12 protein-coding genes and 6 pseudogenes are annotated in these 15014 nt (G+C 59.4%); 9 read left to right on the top strand and 9 right to left on the bottom strand.

All coding sequences use genetic code 11. From position 1 onward, the window contains the following. Positions 1–5: 5 nt before the first annotated feature. Complete coding sequence (locus LU682_RS24295; protein ID WP_232888271.1) at positions 6–677, top strand: DUF262 domain-containing protein; 672 nt, start codon at positions 6–8, stop codon at positions 675–677. A 243-nt stretch (positions 678–920) separates the two neighbouring features. Here LU682_RS24295 and LU682_RS24290 read toward each other — a convergent pair whose 3' ends face one another. From LU682_RS24290 to intI1 (LU682_RS24280), 3 genes and pseudogenes are all read right to left on the bottom strand, one after another. Next, entirely contained in the window at positions 921–2453 is a 1533-nt protein-coding gene (locus tag LU682_RS24290) for an IS91-like element ISCR3 family transposase (RefSeq protein ID WP_001747814.1), read from the bottom strand. A gap of 226 nt (positions 2454–2679) precedes the next feature. Then, positions 2680–3033 (bottom strand): annotated as a pseudogene (locus tag LU682_RS24285) (TCP-1/cpn60 chaperonin family protein); the annotation flags it as partial. After that, positions 3034–3333: pseudogene (gene intI1 / locus LU682_RS24280) on the bottom strand (class 1 integron integrase IntI1); the annotation flags it as partial. Positions 3334–3499: 166 nt separating this feature from the next. On the opposite strand from intI1 (LU682_RS24280), the gene LU682_RS24275 reads away from it, so the two are divergent. The 3 genes and pseudogenes from LU682_RS24275 to LU682_RS24270 all read left to right on the top strand — a co-directional run bounded on the left by LU682_RS24275 (position 3500) and on the right by LU682_RS24270 (position 4947). Further along, complete coding sequence (locus LU682_RS24275; RefSeq protein ID WP_032492008.1) at positions 3500–4300, top strand: subclass B1 metallo-beta-lactamase VIM-4; 801 nt, start codon at positions 3500–3502, stop codon at positions 4298–4300. A 14-nt stretch (positions 4301–4314) separates the two neighbouring features. Then, positions 4315–4470: pseudogene (locus LU682_RS30090) on the top strand (VIM family subclass B1 metallo-beta-lactamase); the annotation flags it as partial. Between the two features lie 96 nt (positions 4471–4566). Beyond that, positions 4567–4947 (top strand): hypothetical protein, encoded by a 381-nt coding sequence (locus tag LU682_RS24270; RefSeq protein ID WP_152993012.1) that lies wholly within the window; start codon positions 4567–4569, stop codon positions 4945–4947. On the opposite strand, the gene LU682_RS24265 is transcribed toward LU682_RS24270, so the two are convergent. After that, positions 4913–5941, bottom strand: coding sequence for an IS30-like element ISPa59 family transposase (locus tag LU682_RS24265; protein WP_058159172.1), 1029 nt, complete (start codon positions 5939–5941; stop codon positions 4913–4915). The genes LU682_RS24270 and LU682_RS24265 overlap by 35 nt on opposite strands. Before the next feature lie 218 nt (positions 5942–6159). On the opposite strand from LU682_RS24265, the gene LU682_RS24260 reads away from it, so the two are divergent. The 4 genes and pseudogenes from LU682_RS24260 (at position 6160) to LU682_RS24245 (ending at position 9563) form a co-directional block, all read left to right on the top strand. After that, the gene (locus LU682_RS24260) at positions 6160–6939 is read left to right on the top strand and encodes an APH(3')-VI family aminoglycoside O-phosphotransferase (RefSeq protein WP_058199817.1); all 780 of its coding nucleotides are present in this window, start codon (positions 6160–6162) and stop codon (positions 6937–6939) included. 211 nt (positions 6940–7150) lie between these two features. Beyond that, positions 7151–7450, top strand: a pseudogene (gene intI1, locus LU682_RS24255) (class 1 integron integrase IntI1); the annotation flags it as partial. After that, positions 7451–7804: pseudogene (locus LU682_RS24250) on the top strand (TCP-1/cpn60 chaperonin family protein); the annotation flags it as partial. It abuts the pseudogene before it with no gap. Positions 7805–8030: 226 nt separating this feature from the next. Further along, a complete protein-coding gene (locus LU682_RS24245) occupies positions 8031–9563 on the top strand; it encodes an IS91-like element ISCR3 family transposase (RefSeq protein WP_001747814.1) in 1533 nt (510 codons plus the stop codon). 91 nt (positions 9564–9654) lie between these two features. Here LU682_RS24245 and LU682_RS24240 read toward each other — a convergent pair whose 3' ends face one another. Continuing rightward, positions 9655–10377, bottom strand: a complete 723-nt coding sequence (locus tag LU682_RS24240) for a LysR family transcriptional regulator (protein WP_223151157.1) — start codon at positions 10375–10377, stop codon at positions 9655–9657. A gap of 89 nt (positions 10378–10466) precedes the next feature. Further along, positions 10467–11642 (bottom strand): tetracycline efflux MFS transporter Tet(G), encoded by a 1176-nt coding sequence (tet(G), locus tag LU682_RS24235; protein WP_001257840.1) that lies wholly within the window; start codon positions 11640–11642, stop codon positions 10467–10469. 103 nt (positions 11643–11745) lie between these two features. On the opposite strand from tet(G), the gene tetR(G) reads away from it, so the two are divergent. Beyond that, the gene (tetR(G), locus tag LU682_RS24230) at positions 11746–12372 is read left to right on the top strand and encodes a tetracycline resistance transcriptional repressor TetR(G) (protein ID WP_000163574.1); all 627 of its coding nucleotides are present in this window, start codon (positions 11746–11748) and stop codon (positions 12370–12372) included. On the opposite strand, the pseudogene LU682_RS24225 reads toward tetR(G), so the two are convergent. The 3 genes and pseudogenes from LU682_RS24225 to folP form a co-directional block, all read right to left on the bottom strand. Beyond that, positions 12369–12485 (bottom strand): annotated as a pseudogene (locus tag LU682_RS24225) (DUF3363 domain-containing protein); the annotation flags it as partial. The gene tetR(G) and the pseudogene LU682_RS24225 sit on opposite strands and share 4 nt — an antisense overlap. 93 nt (positions 12486–12578) lie before the next feature. Beyond that, complete coding sequence (locus LU682_RS24220) at positions 12579–13793, bottom strand: chloramphenicol/florfenicol efflux MFS transporter FloR2 (protein WP_000214125.1); 1215 nt, start codon at positions 13791–13793, stop codon at positions 12579–12581. Positions 13794–14009: 216 nt separating this feature from the next. Next, positions 14010–14993 carry a dihydropteroate synthase gene (gene folP / locus LU682_RS24215; RefSeq protein ID WP_023835631.1) on the bottom strand — a complete coding sequence of 328 codons (984 nt, stop codon included), beginning with the start codon at positions 14991–14993 and terminating at the stop codon, positions 14010–14012. Between the last annotated feature and the right edge of the window lie 21 nt (positions 14994–15014).

Here is a 15014-nt window from a genome sequence, read left to right as displayed (position 1 = left end):
TAGAAGTGAAGGCCACAGAAACCAACCTGCTCAAGTTCTTGAAGAAATCTCCGCAGTTCGTCATTCCCATCTATCAGCGCAATTACTCCTGGACGGAAGCCCAGTGCCAACAGCTGTGGTCAGATTTGCTGAGGTCGGGTCGTGACGAGCAGATTAATGGCCATTTCATCGGTTCCATCGTTTATGTGGAGCGTGGTCTGTCCACCGTCACCACCCAGGAAGCACTGCTGGTCATCGACGGACAACAACGTCTTACCACGTGCACCTTGTTGATTGCAGCACTGGCCAAGCACTTTGAAGCCAATCAGCTGCCTGAATTGCTGGACAGTTTCTCCGCGCGAAAGCTGCACAATTACTACCTGCTCAATCCTGAAGAGGACGGCGAGCGCCACTACAAACTCATTCTGTCGGAAACTGATAAGAAGACGTTGTTGGCCATCATCAAATCCGCACCGATGCCTGCGGAGATCAGTACCCGCATAGAGCAGAACTACACGCTCTTTCAGGCGCTGATAAACAAGCATCAGGACGAGCTCAAAGCCATCTGCCAAGGGTTGGCCAAATTGCTCATCGTCGAGGTGTCGCTCGATCGCACTCAGGACAATCCTCAGCTCATCTTCGAGAGCATGAATTCCACCGGCCTTGAGCTCAGCCAGGCCGATCTGATTCGCAACTAGCGTATAGGAAGTTCAAACGCCCTTTTCGGGCAGTCTGCTGGGTAGGCGGCGGTCGCGCAAGCCCCGTTTTGGGCACGGATCGGACGTCTGTGAGTGGGATTTCGGCATCGCGGGGCCACGCAGCGGCGTTGTCAGCAGCCATGCTTCGCTGATTCCCGACAGCGGGCCGAGCGCCGCCCTGCGGATCGTGGCCGCATCGGCTCGGATTCCGGTTTCGCCGTCGGCTGTGCAGCCGGCAGATCGTCACGCGGCTTGCACTGGCGGCGCGCGCGCTGCGGGCCTGTAGTGCGCTTCTTCCCGCGCGCCGTGCTTCTCGAAGTGGGCGAGGATGGCGCGGATGGCGGTGGGTTCCTCGATGCTGGCGACGATCCGCACGGTGCCACCGCAGTGGACGCAGGCGGTGACGTCGATGGAAAAGACCCGCTTGAGCCGTTGCGCCCAGCTCATCGCACGGCGCTTCTCCTCGGGGCTGCGCGGCGCGTCGTGGGCGCTGACGTCCACTGGCGCCGCATCGCCCGCAGGCCGCTTGCCGCGCCCCGAGGGCGTCAGCTGCGCACGCAGGTTTGCATTCGGGGCGAATACGCCGTGGAAGCGGGTGAGATGCGCGCGAGGTGGCGGGACCAGCGCCGCCAGCTTGGCGATGAAATCCACCGGATCCCATTCCACATGCGTGGTGCCATTGCGCCACGGGGTCTTGAGCTGGTAACGCACCCTGCCCTGGAGCGCTATCGACAGCCGCTTCTCGCTGATCGCCGGGCGCGTGATGTAGCGGCACAGCTTTTCCAGCTTGTGGCTTTCGTGTGCTTCGGCCGCCACGCCGGCATGCAGTGAGAAGCCGCCGACCTTGCCGGCTTCGCCCTCCAGCGAACCGGCGTCACCGGGCAGCGTTTGCAGCGTGACGACCTTGCAGCCAGCGTCGCGGCCGGTGGCGATGCGGTAGGTGATCGAACTCATCCGCAGCCCATCCATGCTGTCGTCGCCTGCAGCGCTGTCTGCCAGGAAGGCCGATTCGCCCTCCCCTTCGAGCCAGCCTTTGCGCGTCAGGTGCCGACACACCCGGTGCGCGATGGTAGCTGCCAGCTGGGTCAACTGCGCGGTGGTGGGCGCACGGGCGCGGTGCAGGCGCAGTTCGCGCCGCGGCAGCTCGGTGGCTTCCACGTACACGCCGTCGAGCCACAGCATGTGGAAGTGGATGTTCAGGTTCAGCGCGCTGCCGAAACGCTGGATCAGCGTCACCGCGCCGCACTGGGCGCTGGCGCGGTCGATGCCGGCTTGATCGGCCAACCAGCCGGCGATCACGCGCTGCACGATGCCCAGCACCGGGCCAATGGCTTCTGGCTTGCTGGCGAACAGGAAACGCAAGGGGTACGGAAAGCTCAGCACCCATTGCCGCACAGGCCGCGGGCCGAACACCTCCTCGACCAGGTGCCGCGCACTCTCGGCCATGCGTCGCGCGCCGCAACTCGGGCAGAACCCGCGCTTCTTGCAGGAGAAGGCCACCAGCCTCTCTGCACGGCAGTGCTCGCACACCACCCGCAGGAAGCCGTGCTCGAGTACGCCGCAACGCAGGTAGGCATCGAACGCCTCGCGGACATACCCGGGCAGCGAGCGGCCCTCCGCTTCGATCCGTGCAATGAAGTCCGGGTAGTGCGCCTCTACCAACGCGTACAGCAGCGTGCGCTCGGGCGCGTGGCGCGCGTACCGCGAACCGGTGTGGGCGGACGGCAGTGGCGCGCATCCCGCGGCTTGCCGCCGGGATGTGGCGAGGCGCGGCACGCAGCGCTCCGGTGCGGGGACGGCTGCTCAGTGTTGCGCCTGTGTTCGCACGTTCGTATCGGTGCGTTCTGATCTTCGCGTCAGACATTGCCGCGGCGCGGGCACAACAAAAAGCCCGGCATCGCTGCCGGGCTCCGGCCCCGTCCTTGGGGCCTTGATGTCGGGTCGTTGCCGGGATCGGACCGCGCTGGCGCGGTCCGGTTCCCTGACGACCGGGCCAACCGGATCAGAAATCCATGCCGCCCATGCCGCCCATACCGCCAGCACCCGGCATGGCCGGCTCTTCCTTCTTCGGCACTTCGGCCACGACCACTTCGGTCGTGATCGCAAGGCCGGCGACGGAAGCGGCGTGCTGCAGGGCCGAGCGGGTCACCTTGGTCGGGTCCAGGATGCCCATGGCGATCATGTCGCCGAACTCGCCGGTGGCGGCGTTGTAGCCGTAGCTGCCTTCGCCGGCCTTGACGTTGGCCACGATCACGCTCGGTTCTTCACCGGCGTTGGCCACGATGGCGCGCAGCGGGGCTTCCAGCGCACGGCGGGTGATGGCGATGCCCAGGTTCTGGTCTTCGTTGATGCCCTGCCAGGGCAGATCCGTGCACAGCACCTTGCCGTAGAAGAACAGCAAGGCCGCCAATGCCTGACGATGCGTGGAGACCGAAACCTTGCGCTCGTTCGCCAGCCAGGACAGAAATGCCTCGACTTCGCTGCTGCCCAAGGTTGCCGGGTGACGCACACCGTGGAAACGGATGAAGGCACGAACCCAGTGGACATAAGCCTGTTCGGTTCGTAAACTGTAATGCAAGTAGCGTATGCGCTCACGCAACTGGTCCAGAACCTTGACCGAACGCAGCGGTGGTAACGGCGCAGTGGCGGTTTTCATGGCTTGTTATGACTGTTTTTTTGTACAGTCTATGCCTCGGGCATCCAAGCAGCAAGCGCGTTACGCCGTGGGTCGATGTTTGATGTTATGGAGCAGCAACGATGTTACGCAGCAGGGCAGTCGCCCTAAAACAAAGTTATGCCGCACCCACCCCTATGGAGTCTTGATGTTAAAAGTTATTAGTAGTTTATTGGTCTACATGACCGCGTCTGTCATGGCTGTCGCAAGTCCGTTAGCCCATTCCGGGGAGCCGAGTGGTGAGTATCCGACAGTCAACGAAATTCCGGTCGGAGAGGTCCGACTTTACCAGATTGCCGATGGTGTTTGGTCGCATATCGCAACGCAGTCGTTTGATGGCGCGGTCTACCCGTCCAATGGTCTCATTGTCCGTGATGGTGATGAGTTGCTTTTGATTGATACAGCGTGGGGTGCGAAAAACACAGCGGCACTTCTCGCGGAGATTGAAAAGCAAATTGGACTTCCCGTAACGCGTGCAGTCTCCACGCACTTTCATGACGACCGCGTCGGCGGCGTTGATGTCCTTCGGGCGGCTGGGGTGGCAACGTACGCATCACCGTCGACACGCCGGCTAGCCGAGGCAGAGGGGAACGAGATTCCCACGCATTCTCTAGAAGGACTCTCATCGAGCGGGGACGCAGTGCGCTTCGGTCCAGTAGAGCTCTTCTATCCTGGTGCTGCGCATTCGACCGACAATCTGGTTGTATACGTCCCGTCAGCGAACGTGCTATACGGTGGTTGTGCCGTTCATGAGTTGTCACGCACGTCTGCGGGGAACGTGGCCGATGCCGATCTGGCTGAATGGCCCACCTCCGTTGAGCGGATTCAAAAACACTACCCGGAAGCAGAGGTCGTCATTCCCGGGCACGGTCTACCGGGCGGTCTAGACTTGCTCCAGCACACAGCGAACGTTGTCAAAGCACACAAAAATCGCTCAGTCGCCGAGTAGCAGATGCGGCATAACTGGCTGAATGGCCCACCTCCGTTGAGCGGATTCAAAAACACTACCCGGAAGCAGAGGTCGTCATTCCCGGGCACGGTCTACCGGGCGGTCTAGACTTGCTCCAGCACACAGCGAACGTTGTCAAAGCACACAAAAATCGCTCAGTCGCCGAGTAGCAGATGCGGCATAACAAATCGTTGGAGCGGGACTTTTGCTACGCAGGCTGCGCCTACTCCGCAAAAGCCCCTCAACTCAGGCGTTAGACCTAGCCCATGAAAACATCGACCCTGTGTAAAGCTCTCTTAAAAGACGCATGTGACGAAACGCTGTCGTTTTACAGAAGCATGCTCACTACACAAGATTTGGCCTCCGTAAAAGACGAAGAGTGGCGGGCAATTATTGGTCTGGCCCGCGAGCTAAAGCCGCATCAGCAGGAAATACTCTTATCTTTTGCACGCCTAGCATCAATTGATGCCATTTCAACCTTTTGTGGAGCAATTGATGGCACAACACAGGTTGGGGGGCAGTTTGTTGCATTCTCGCTCACTGATGAGTCAGGCACAGAACATGCTGGTTCAATGCAAGATAGGGCGGTTGCAGGAGCTGAGTGCAACACGGTCATTGAATTGAAGCTGGAGCATCATGCCGCATAGTCATGGCCTTCTGCATCACCTCACCCATAACTTCGATGGGGCACTTGAAGTCGAAGCGCTTACGCGGTCGCATGTTCAGTTGCAGTGCAATAGCGTCGAGTTCTTCTTGGCTGTGTACCGACAAGTCCGTGCCCTTGGGCAGATACTGGCGGATCAGGCCATTTATGTTTTCGTTGCTGCCGCGTTGCCAAGGGCTATGCGGGTCGCAGAAGTAAATTGCCACCCCGGTCTGCTGGGTGATTTCAGCATGCCGCGCCATTTCTCGGCCCTGGTCGTAGGTCATGCTCTTGCGCATCGCCAGCGGCATGCCATTGAGCGCTGCACTGAAGCCTTCCATCGCCGAGGTCGCCGTCGCGTCGTTCATCTTTACCAGCATCAGGTAGCCACTGGTACGTTCCACCAGCGTGCCTACAGACGAGGCGTTGGCCTTGCCCTTGATCAGATCGCCTTCCCAATGCCCTGGCATCAGCCGGTCTTCGATCTCCGGTGGGCGCACATGGATGCTGACCATCTCGGGGATCTGGCCGCGTCGATCCACGCCGCCAGAGCGCGGCCGTCGCGTCGTCTTACTTTGGCGCAGGCAGATGATCAGCTCTTTACGCAGCTCGCCGACCGGCAAGGCGTAGATGGCGTTATAGATCGTCTCGCGACAGACGTAGGCTTCTCTGAGGCTGGGAATGTTCATGCTGCGCAGCTTGCCGGCAATCTGCTCGGGAGACAAACGCTCGCGCAGCATATGGGCCACCAACTGGAAGCGCTCACTACTCGGCAAGAGCTTTCGTTTCGGTCGACAGCGTTGGCGGCGGGCCTGCATCTGCTGCTGGGCCATGCGGGCCGAGTAGCCGCCACAGACATCTCGATTGCGGCGCAGCTCCCGGCTGATGGTCGAAGGGGATCGGGTGATCAAGCAAGCAATCTTGCGCAGGCTGAACCCTTGGGCACGGCCGATTTGAATGGTGGCGCGTTCTTCAACGCTGAGTTCGGAATAAGACATAGGGGCAGCACCGTACCGGAAAGGTCAGGTGTTGCACTCAGTTTTTGCCGCCGCCCTCTTTTTTAAGAGGAGCTACAGCTGTGTCGGCTGGGACAATAATTTTGCAAGTTCTTCTAGGGAATAAGCCATATTTTTGCTACAGTGAACCAAATTAAGATCATCTATTTACTAGGCCTCGCATTTGCGGGGTTTTTAATACTGAATAAAAGGAAAGCTTGATGGAATTGCCCAATATTATTCAACAATTTATTGGAAACAGCGTTTTAGAGCCAAATAAAATTGGTCAGTCGCCATCGGATGTTTATTCTTTTAATCGAAATAATGAAACTTTTTTTCTTAAGCGATCTAGCACTTTATATACAGCGACCACATACAGTGTTTCTCGTGAAGCGAAAATGTTGAGTTGGCTCTCTGAGAAGTTAAAGGTGCCTGAACTCATCATGACTTTTCAGGATGAGCAGTTTGAATTCATGATCACTAAAGCGATCAATGCAAAACCAATTTCAGCGCTTTTTTTAACAGACCAAGAATTGCTTGCTATCTATAAGGAGGTACTCAATCTGTTAAATTCAATTGCTATTATTGATTGTCCATTTATTTCAAACATTGATCATCGGTTAAAAGAGTCAAAATTTTTTATTGATAACCAACTCCTTGATGATATAGATCAAGATGATTTTGACGCTGAATTATGGGGAGACCATAAAACTTACCTAAGTCTATGGAATGAGTTAAATGAGACTCGTGTTGAAGAAAGATTGGTTTTTTCTCATGGCGATATCACGGATAGTAATATTTTTATAGATAAATTCAATGAAATTTATTTTTTAGATCTTGGCCGTGCTGGGTTAGCAGATGAGTTTGTAGATATATCCTTTGTTGAACGTTGCCTAAGAGAGGATGCATCGGAGGAAACTGCTAAAATATTTTTAAAGCATTTAAAAAATGATAGACCTGACAAAAGGAATTATTTTTTAAAACTTGATGAATTGAATTGATTCCAAGCATTTTCTAAAAATACTTAATTGTCATTTTACGTCGATTCTTTGGACCGTAGATGCAGAACAAGATCGTGAAAGAATTTATGATTATCTTGATGAAAGAAATCCAATTGCTGCAATTGAATTCAAACATCGACCCACGGCGTAACGCGCTTGCTGCTTGGATGCCCGAGGCATAGACTGTACAAAAAAACAGTCATAACAAGCCATGAAAACCGCCACTGCGCCGTTACCACCGCTGCGTTCGGTCAAGGTTCTGGACCAGTTGCGTGAGCGCATACGCTACTTGCATTACAGTTTACGAACCGAACAGGCTTATGTCCACTGGGTTCGTGCCTTCATCCGTTTCCACGGTGTGCGTCACCCGGCAACCTTGGGCAGCAGCGAAGTCGAGGCATTTCTGTCCTGGCTGGCGAACGAGCGCAAGGTTTCGGTCTCCACGCATCGTCAGGCATTGGCGGCCTTGCTGTTCTTCTACGGCAAGGTGCTGTGCACGGATCTGCCCTGGCAGGGCATCAACGAAGACCAGAACCTGGGCATCGCCATCACCCGCCGTGCGCTGGAAGCCCCGCTGCGCGCCATCGTGGCCAACGCCGGTGAAGAACCGAGCGTGATCGTGGCCAACGTCAAGGCCGGCGAAGGCAGCTACGGCTACAACGCCGCCACCGGCGAGTTCGGCGACATGATCGCCATGGGCATCCTGGACCCGACCAAGGTGACCCGCTCGGCCCTGCAGCACGCCGCTTCCGTCGCCGGCCTTGCGATCACGACCGAAGTGGTCGTGGCCGAAGTGCCGAAGAAGGAAGAGCCGGCCATGCCGGGTGCTGGCGGTATGGGCGGCATGGGCGGCATGGATTTCTGATCCGGTTGGCCCGGTCGTCAGGGAACCGGACCGCGCCAGCGCGGTCCGATCCCGGCAACGACCCGACATCAAGGCCCCAAGGACGGGGCCGGAGCCCGGCAGCGATGCCGGGCTTTTTGTTGTGCCCGCGCCGCGGCAATGTCTGACGCGAAGATCAGAACGCACCGATACGAACGTGCGAACACAGGCGCAACACTGAGCAGCCGTCCCCGCACCGGAGCGCTGCGTGCCGCGCCTCGCCACATCCCGGCGGCAAGCCGCGGGATGCGCGCCACTGCCGTCCGCCCACACCGGTTCGCGGTACGCGCGCCACGCGCCCGAGCGCACGCTGCTGTACGCGTTGGTAGAGGCGCACTACCCGGACTTCATTGCACGGATCGAAGCGGAGGGCCGCTCGCTGCCCGGGTATGTCCGCGAGGCGTTCGATGCCTACCTGCGTTGCGGCGTACTCGAGCACGGCTTCCTGCGGGTGGTGTGCGAGCACTGCCGTGCAGAGAGGCTGGTGGCCTTCTCCTGCAAGAAGCGCGGGTTCTGCCCGAGTTGCGGCGCGCGACGCATGGCCGAGAGTGCGCGGCACCTGGTCGAGGAGGTGTTCGGCCCGCGGCCTGTGCGGCAATGGGTGCTGAGCTTTCCGTACCCCTTGCGTTTCCTGTTCGCCAGCAAGCCAGAAGCCATTGGCCCGGTGCTGGGCATCGTGCAGCGCGTGATCGCCGGCTGGTTGGCCGATCAAGCCGGCATCGACCGCGCCAGCGCCCAGTGCGGCGCGGTGACGCTGATCCAGCGTTTCGGCAGCGCGCTGAACCTGAACATCCACTTCCACATGCTGTGGCTCGACGGCGTGTACGTGGAAGCCACCGAGCTGCCGCGGCGCGAACTGCGCCTGCACCGCGCCCGTGCGCCCACCACCGCGCAGTTGACCCAGCTGGCAGCTACCATCGCGCACCGGGTGTGTCGGCACCTGACGCGCAAAGGCTGGCTCGAAGGGGAGGGCGAATCGGCCTTCCTGGCAGACAGCGCTGCAGGCGACGACAGCATGGATGGGCTGCGGATGAGTTCGATCACCTACCGCATCGCCACCGGCCGCGACGCTGGCTGCAAGGTCGTCACGCTGCAAACGCTGCCCGGTGACGCCGGTTCGCTGGAGGGCGAAGCCGGCAAGGTCGGCGGCTTCTCACTGCATGCCGGCGTGGCGGCCGAAGCACACGAAAGCCACAAGCTGGAAAAGCTGTGCCGCTACATCACGCGCCCGGCGATCAGCGAGAAGCGGCTGTCGATAGCGCTCCAGGGCAGGGTGCGTTACCAGCTCAAGACCCCGTGGCGCAATGGCACCACGCATGTGGAATGGGATCCGGTGGATTTCATCGCCAAGCTGGCGGCGCTGGTCCCGCCACCTCGCGCGCATCTCACCCGCTTCCACGGCGTATTCGCCCCGAATGCAAACCTGCGTGCGCAGCTGACGCCCTCGGGGCGCGGCAAGCGGCCTGCGGGCGATGCGGCGCCAGTGGACGTCAGCGCCCACGACGCGCCGCGCAGCCCCGAGGAGAAGCGCCGTGCGATGAGCTGGGCGCAACGGCTCAAGCGGGTCTTTTCCATCGACGTCACCGCCTGCGTCCACTGCGGTGGCACCGTGCGGATCGTCGCCAGCATCGAGGAACCCACCGCCATCCGCGCCATCCTCGCCCACTTCGAGAAGCACGGCGCGCGGGAAGAAGCGCACTACAGGCCCGCAGCGCGCGCGCCGCCAGTGCAAGCCGCGTGACGATCTGCCGGCTGCACAGCCGACGGCGAAACCGGAATCCGAGCCGATGCGGCCACGATCCGCAGGGCGGCGCTCGGCCCGCTGTCGGGAATCAGCGAAGCATGGCTGCTGACAACGCCGCTGCGTGGCCCCGCGATGCCGAAATCCCACTCACAGACGTCCGATCCGTGCCCAAAACGGGGCTTGCGCGACCGCCGCCTACCCAGCAGACTGCCCGAAAAGGGCGTTTGAACTTCCTATACGCAAGGAACGTCTCGCCTGCCAAATCGGGCCATGTGACGGCTGACCGCTTGGCGAGCGGATGCCGTTCCGGTAGCACCGCCAAGAGCGGTTCGGTCCATGTGCGACGGGAATGGCAGTCGGGTGGTTGGGGCGTGCCCGCGACGAACGCCACGTCCAACCTGCCGGCGCGAAGCTGCACCACCGCTTCACGGGCCGGGCCTTCGGCGATCTCGACTTCAACATCGGGGTAATCCTTGCGGTATTGGCCGATCAGCTTTGCGAGGAAGCTATGCGGAATCAGGGCATGGATACCGATACGAAGCCGGCCGCTTTCTCCGGCTGCCGCCATGCCGGCGGTTTTCACCGCATGGTCGAGTTGGTCAATACCTACGGCTATCCGCTCGACGAAATGGCGTCCGGCCTCGGTCAGCCGAACGCCGCGCGCATGACGCTCGAACAAGAGGATGCCGAGGTCTTCTTCCAGTGCCTTCACGCGGGCGCTGACGCTGGACTGTGCAACGCCGAGCGCGTTGGCGGCGTGACGGAAGTTGAGATATTCGGCGACAGCGAGAGTGTGAACTAAGGTCATCATTGGCACTCGCCCCGAAAGGAGATGATTGCTCAACAGATTTAATCCGTCATTTCTCCTAAGTCTACGCATGCCAAATCGCCATGACTAAATCACAATGAAGTTGCGAATGGTCTGCGTAGTATTGGCAGACATATTAAATAGAGGATCGCGCCGACAATCCAAACCCAACCGTTCCATGCCCCGGCGGTGGCAGAATAGAGTGCTGTGAAGCCAAGCGGTCCTGCGATAGAGCTTAGATTGGTGAGGCTCGTTAGCGTTCCTTGCAAAGCCCCTTGCTTGTTACTGCTGACATTGTTTGAGAGCATTGCCTGCAAGGCCGGCATGCCAACACCCCCGGCGGCAAGCAGCAACAGAATCGGGAACACCATCCATCCCTGCGTGGCAAAAGCCAGAAGAACGAAGCCAGTCGCATCCGCAGCCATGCCAAACAGCAGCGTGCGCCGCTCTCCAAGCCGGCTTGAAAGCGGGCCGGTAACAAACGCTTGGAAGATCGCATGTGTTGCCCCAAACGCCGCGAGCGACAAACCAACGGTCGCGGTGTTCCACTGAAAACGGTCCTCGCCATATATGACCCATAGGGCTGCAGGCACTTGGCCGATCAGTTGAATAATGAAGAAAACTGCGAAAAGCGCACCTAGCCCGCGCAATGCATCATCCAGCCGTAACAGAACGAATGGTTTGATGCGAACCGGCTTTCCGGTCCCGCCATGGCTGTGATGAGTCTCCTTGAGGAAAATGCAGGCAAGCAGGAACGCGAACCCGTTGAGAAGGGCGGCGGCGATAAACGGGGCATGAGCAGAGATACCACCGAGCATGCCACCAAGTGCTGGCCCGGCAATCATGCCCGCCCCATAACAGGCCCCCATGTAGCCGAACCAGCGTGCGCGAGAACCTTCCCCCGTCGAATCGGCAATGGTTGAGGCTGCTACAGCTCCGGTTGCGCCCGTGACGCCGGACACGAGTCGGCCGATATAGAGCACCCATAAGACCGGCGCTGATGCCATAATCGTGTAATCGACTGCGGCTCCTGCAAGAGAAGCCAGAAGTACCGGACGCCGACCGTAAGAATCCGAAAGCTGTCCAAGCATGGGCGCGAAGACGACCTGCATCAATGCATAGAGCGACAGCAAGGCACCATAGTGTCCAGCGACCTGCTCTGCTGGCACAAGCTCACGCAGAAGCGTCGGAAGGACGGGCATGATGAGGCCGAGACCCATGGCGTCAAGACCCACGATCAGCAGGGCAATGATGGCAGAGCTGCGCACCTGAAACTCCAGCGCCGCTCAATGGAGCGACTTTATCAACGATAAGGAGATGGAAATATAACTTATCGGTGATAAATTGTCAAGCACTGGCGAAGGAACGTGAATGACCAAACTGGACAAGGGCACCGTGATCGCGGCGGCGCTAGAGCTGTTGAACGAGGTTGGCATGGACAGCCTGACGACGCGGAAGCTCGCTGAACGCCTCAAGGTTCAGCAGCCTGCGCTTTACTGGCATTTCCAGAACAAGCGAGCGCTGCTTGATGCGCTCGCCGAGGCGATGCTGGCGGAACGCCATACCCGCTCGCTACCCGAAGAGAATGAGGACTGGCGGGTGTTCCTGAAAGAGAATGCCCTGAGCTTCAGAACGGCGTTGCTCTCTTATCGGGACGGCGCGCGTATCCATGCCGGCACTCGACCGACAGAACCGAATTTTGGCACCGCCGAGACGCAAATACGCTTTCTCTGCGCGGAGGGCTTTTGTCCGAAGCGCGCCGTTTGGGCGCTCCGGGCGGTCAGTCACTATGTGGTCGGTTCCGTTCTCGAGCAGCAGGCATCTGATGCCGATGAGAGAGTTCCGGACAGGCCAGATGTGTCCGAGCAAGCACCGTCGTCCTTCCTGCACGATCTGTTTCACGAGTTGGAAACAGACGGCATGGATGCTGCGTTCAACTTCGGACTCGACAGCCTCATCGCTGGTTTCGAGCGGCTGCGTTCATCTACAACAGATTAGAGGCTTATGCCCCTTTGCCGCCCCAACTGCCACGACACCGATCCGCTTTGCACGATGCCCATGACCTCACGGCCGAGCTGGCGGTCGATGACCGGCCGCCACGGGACAAGGGAAATGAGCGGTATCTTGCCAGACAGGATACCGCCATTCACGAGGTTTCGAAGATTATTGCGCCGCATCGGAGCGGGCTTGCTTCCAGTCGTCGGCTAGACGACTGGCGACTTCTCGGTGGCAGCATCACGGGATCGAAGGAGCGCCAGCCCCAACGACACCAGCACTGCCATTGCCGTGGCGTAACAAATCACGGGCCACGCTGTATCGCCGTTTAACAGCGTCACCGCCAATGTCCCGACGATACTGACTATCAGGCTTTGGATGCAGAAGTAGAACGCAACCGCTGATCCAGCGATGTCGTCGAACTGCGCAAGTGCGCCGTTGGCGGTAACGGACACCGTGAAGACAATGCCGACCGCGACAACCCACATCGGCAGGATGAAGCTGAAAAATGACGGCGATCCGAAAAGTTGGCCGATCCCCAACAGGATCGCGCCGGAAACGAGCAACGCCATCCCGCGCGCTACGCATCCCGCGATACCCCATTTGGCAACGAAGGACTTTGCGAAGCGGGTTGTCGTGACCATGACCAGCGCGACAGTCGCGAAGGCCAAGCTAAATCCGATCTCGGAATAGCCGGCTTGGCCTATGAGAACACGGGGGGCTGTCGAGAAGAAAACGAAGAATGTGCCCATGCCGGCACTAAATCCGACCGTGTAAACCCAAAAGGCCGGACTCGCGAAGATCGGCAAAACAGATCGTTGCGTTCTGGCCTGATCCAACGGTCGGGTTTCATGCCACCTGAAACTGGCGTTTAAGAGTGCGAGCGAAGCCAGTGCAGCCAGTGTGATGAAGATCGCCTGCCATCCCCAAAACTCGCCGATCAGCGCACCGGCTATAGGGCCGAGCGCAGGCACGAACGCCAGCATCGAACTGAAAAGGCCGTAGATGACGGCACCTTCGGGACGATTGGCATATACGTCGCGCACGGTCGCGAAGGTGGCCACCAGCATGGCCGATGCTCCAACAGCCTGAACCAGACGAAACGCAACAAAGGCTAATGCAGTTGAAGAACAAGCCGCTCCCAGAGACGCAGCAACGAAAGCCGTTGCGCCTACAAGCAGGATCGGCCGTCGCCCGACGCGATCGGAGAGTGGCCCAAAGATCACTTGGCCCACACCGAGCATCACCATGTAGAGGCTCAACGTGAGTTGGATTATGGATGGAGTCGTGTTCAGGACGCCCGGCATCGCCGGAACGACTGGAAGATAAATATCCATCGCCAGCGAGGCGAGGATGTCGAAGGGAGCCATAAGCAGCAAGGCTGCCGGCAGCGTATAGGCCCACGCGGGGCGTGTGGTGGTCATGACGAATCAACCTCTCGATTAAGGATACCGGGCAGCGTCTGCTCGTCAGCAATCAGATGGGATTGGTCTTACAGAGCGCCGCAACAACAATTCTGATGTTGCGGCTTACTTGTCTGCTGACTTGGAATTTCCCATGCTGATGGCTCCACGATTACGAAATTGAATAGCAGCTCTTATCGAATTAGTTGTTGCGTTGCAATGCGGTATCGTTGGCTCCTATAGCCCCAACCCCCGCTGCCGCCCTAACTGCCACGACACCGAACCGCCCTGCATGATACCCGCGACCTCGCGGCCGAGCTGGCGGTCGATGATCGGCCGCCACGGGACAAGGGTGAACTCGTGGCTCTTTTCCACGATGGCGAACTTGCCGCTCGTTAGCTGGACAGTCCCGGTGAACTTGCCGCTGACACTCTCACCATCCTTGGCGGCGCGGAACGGCAGCGCCTTGCCCTCGGCCATCTCCGCACCGGCGCGCGCAACTTCCCGCTCGCGCAGGGTGGCGAGAAGATTGCGCCGGTAGAAGATTCGGCCGTCCCTGTTGCGCGTGGCGTCGCGCTGTTCGATATGATGCTCGCGGCGCTGGTCCATGGCTTCGCGGACCTGTTGCCCGAAGCCGGTCGGCGCAAGGTCGGCCGTTTCGCCATGGACCAATCGCCGGTCCATCCCCGGATCGAGGATGAGCCGGTCGGCAGCGACCCCGCTCCGTCGCAAGGCGGAAACCCGCGCCTCGAAGAACCGCACAATCTCGTCGAGCGCGTCTTCGGGTCGAAGGTGACCGGTGCGGGTGGCGATGCCATCCCGCTGCGCTGAGTGCATAACCACCAGCCTGCAGTCCGCCTCAGCAATATCGGGATAGAGCGCAGGGTCAGGAAATCCTTGGATATCGTTCAGGTAGCCCACGCCGCGCTTGAGCGCATAGCGCTGGGTTTCCGGTTGGAAGCTGTCGATTGAAACACGGTGCATCTGATCGGACAGGGCGTCTAAGAGCGGCGCAATACGTCTGATCTCATCGGCCGGCGATACAGGCCTCGCGTCCGGATGGCTGGCGGCCGGTCCGACATCCACGACGTCTGATCCGACTCGCAGCATTTCGATCGCCGCGGTGACAGCGCCGGCGGGGTCTAGCCGCCGGCTCTCATCGAAGAAGGAGTCCTCGGTGAGATTCAGAATGCCGAACACCGTCACCCTGCTGCGTAACATCGTTGCTGCTCCATAACATCA

Source organism: Pseudomonas alloputida, from assembly GCF_021283545.2.
Lineage (GTDB): Bacteria > Pseudomonadota > Gammaproteobacteria > Pseudomonadales > Pseudomonadaceae > Aquipseudomonas > Aquipseudomonas alloputida.
Note: the sequence above shows the minus strand (reverse complement) of the source record. Positions and strands in the feature narration are given on the sequence as shown.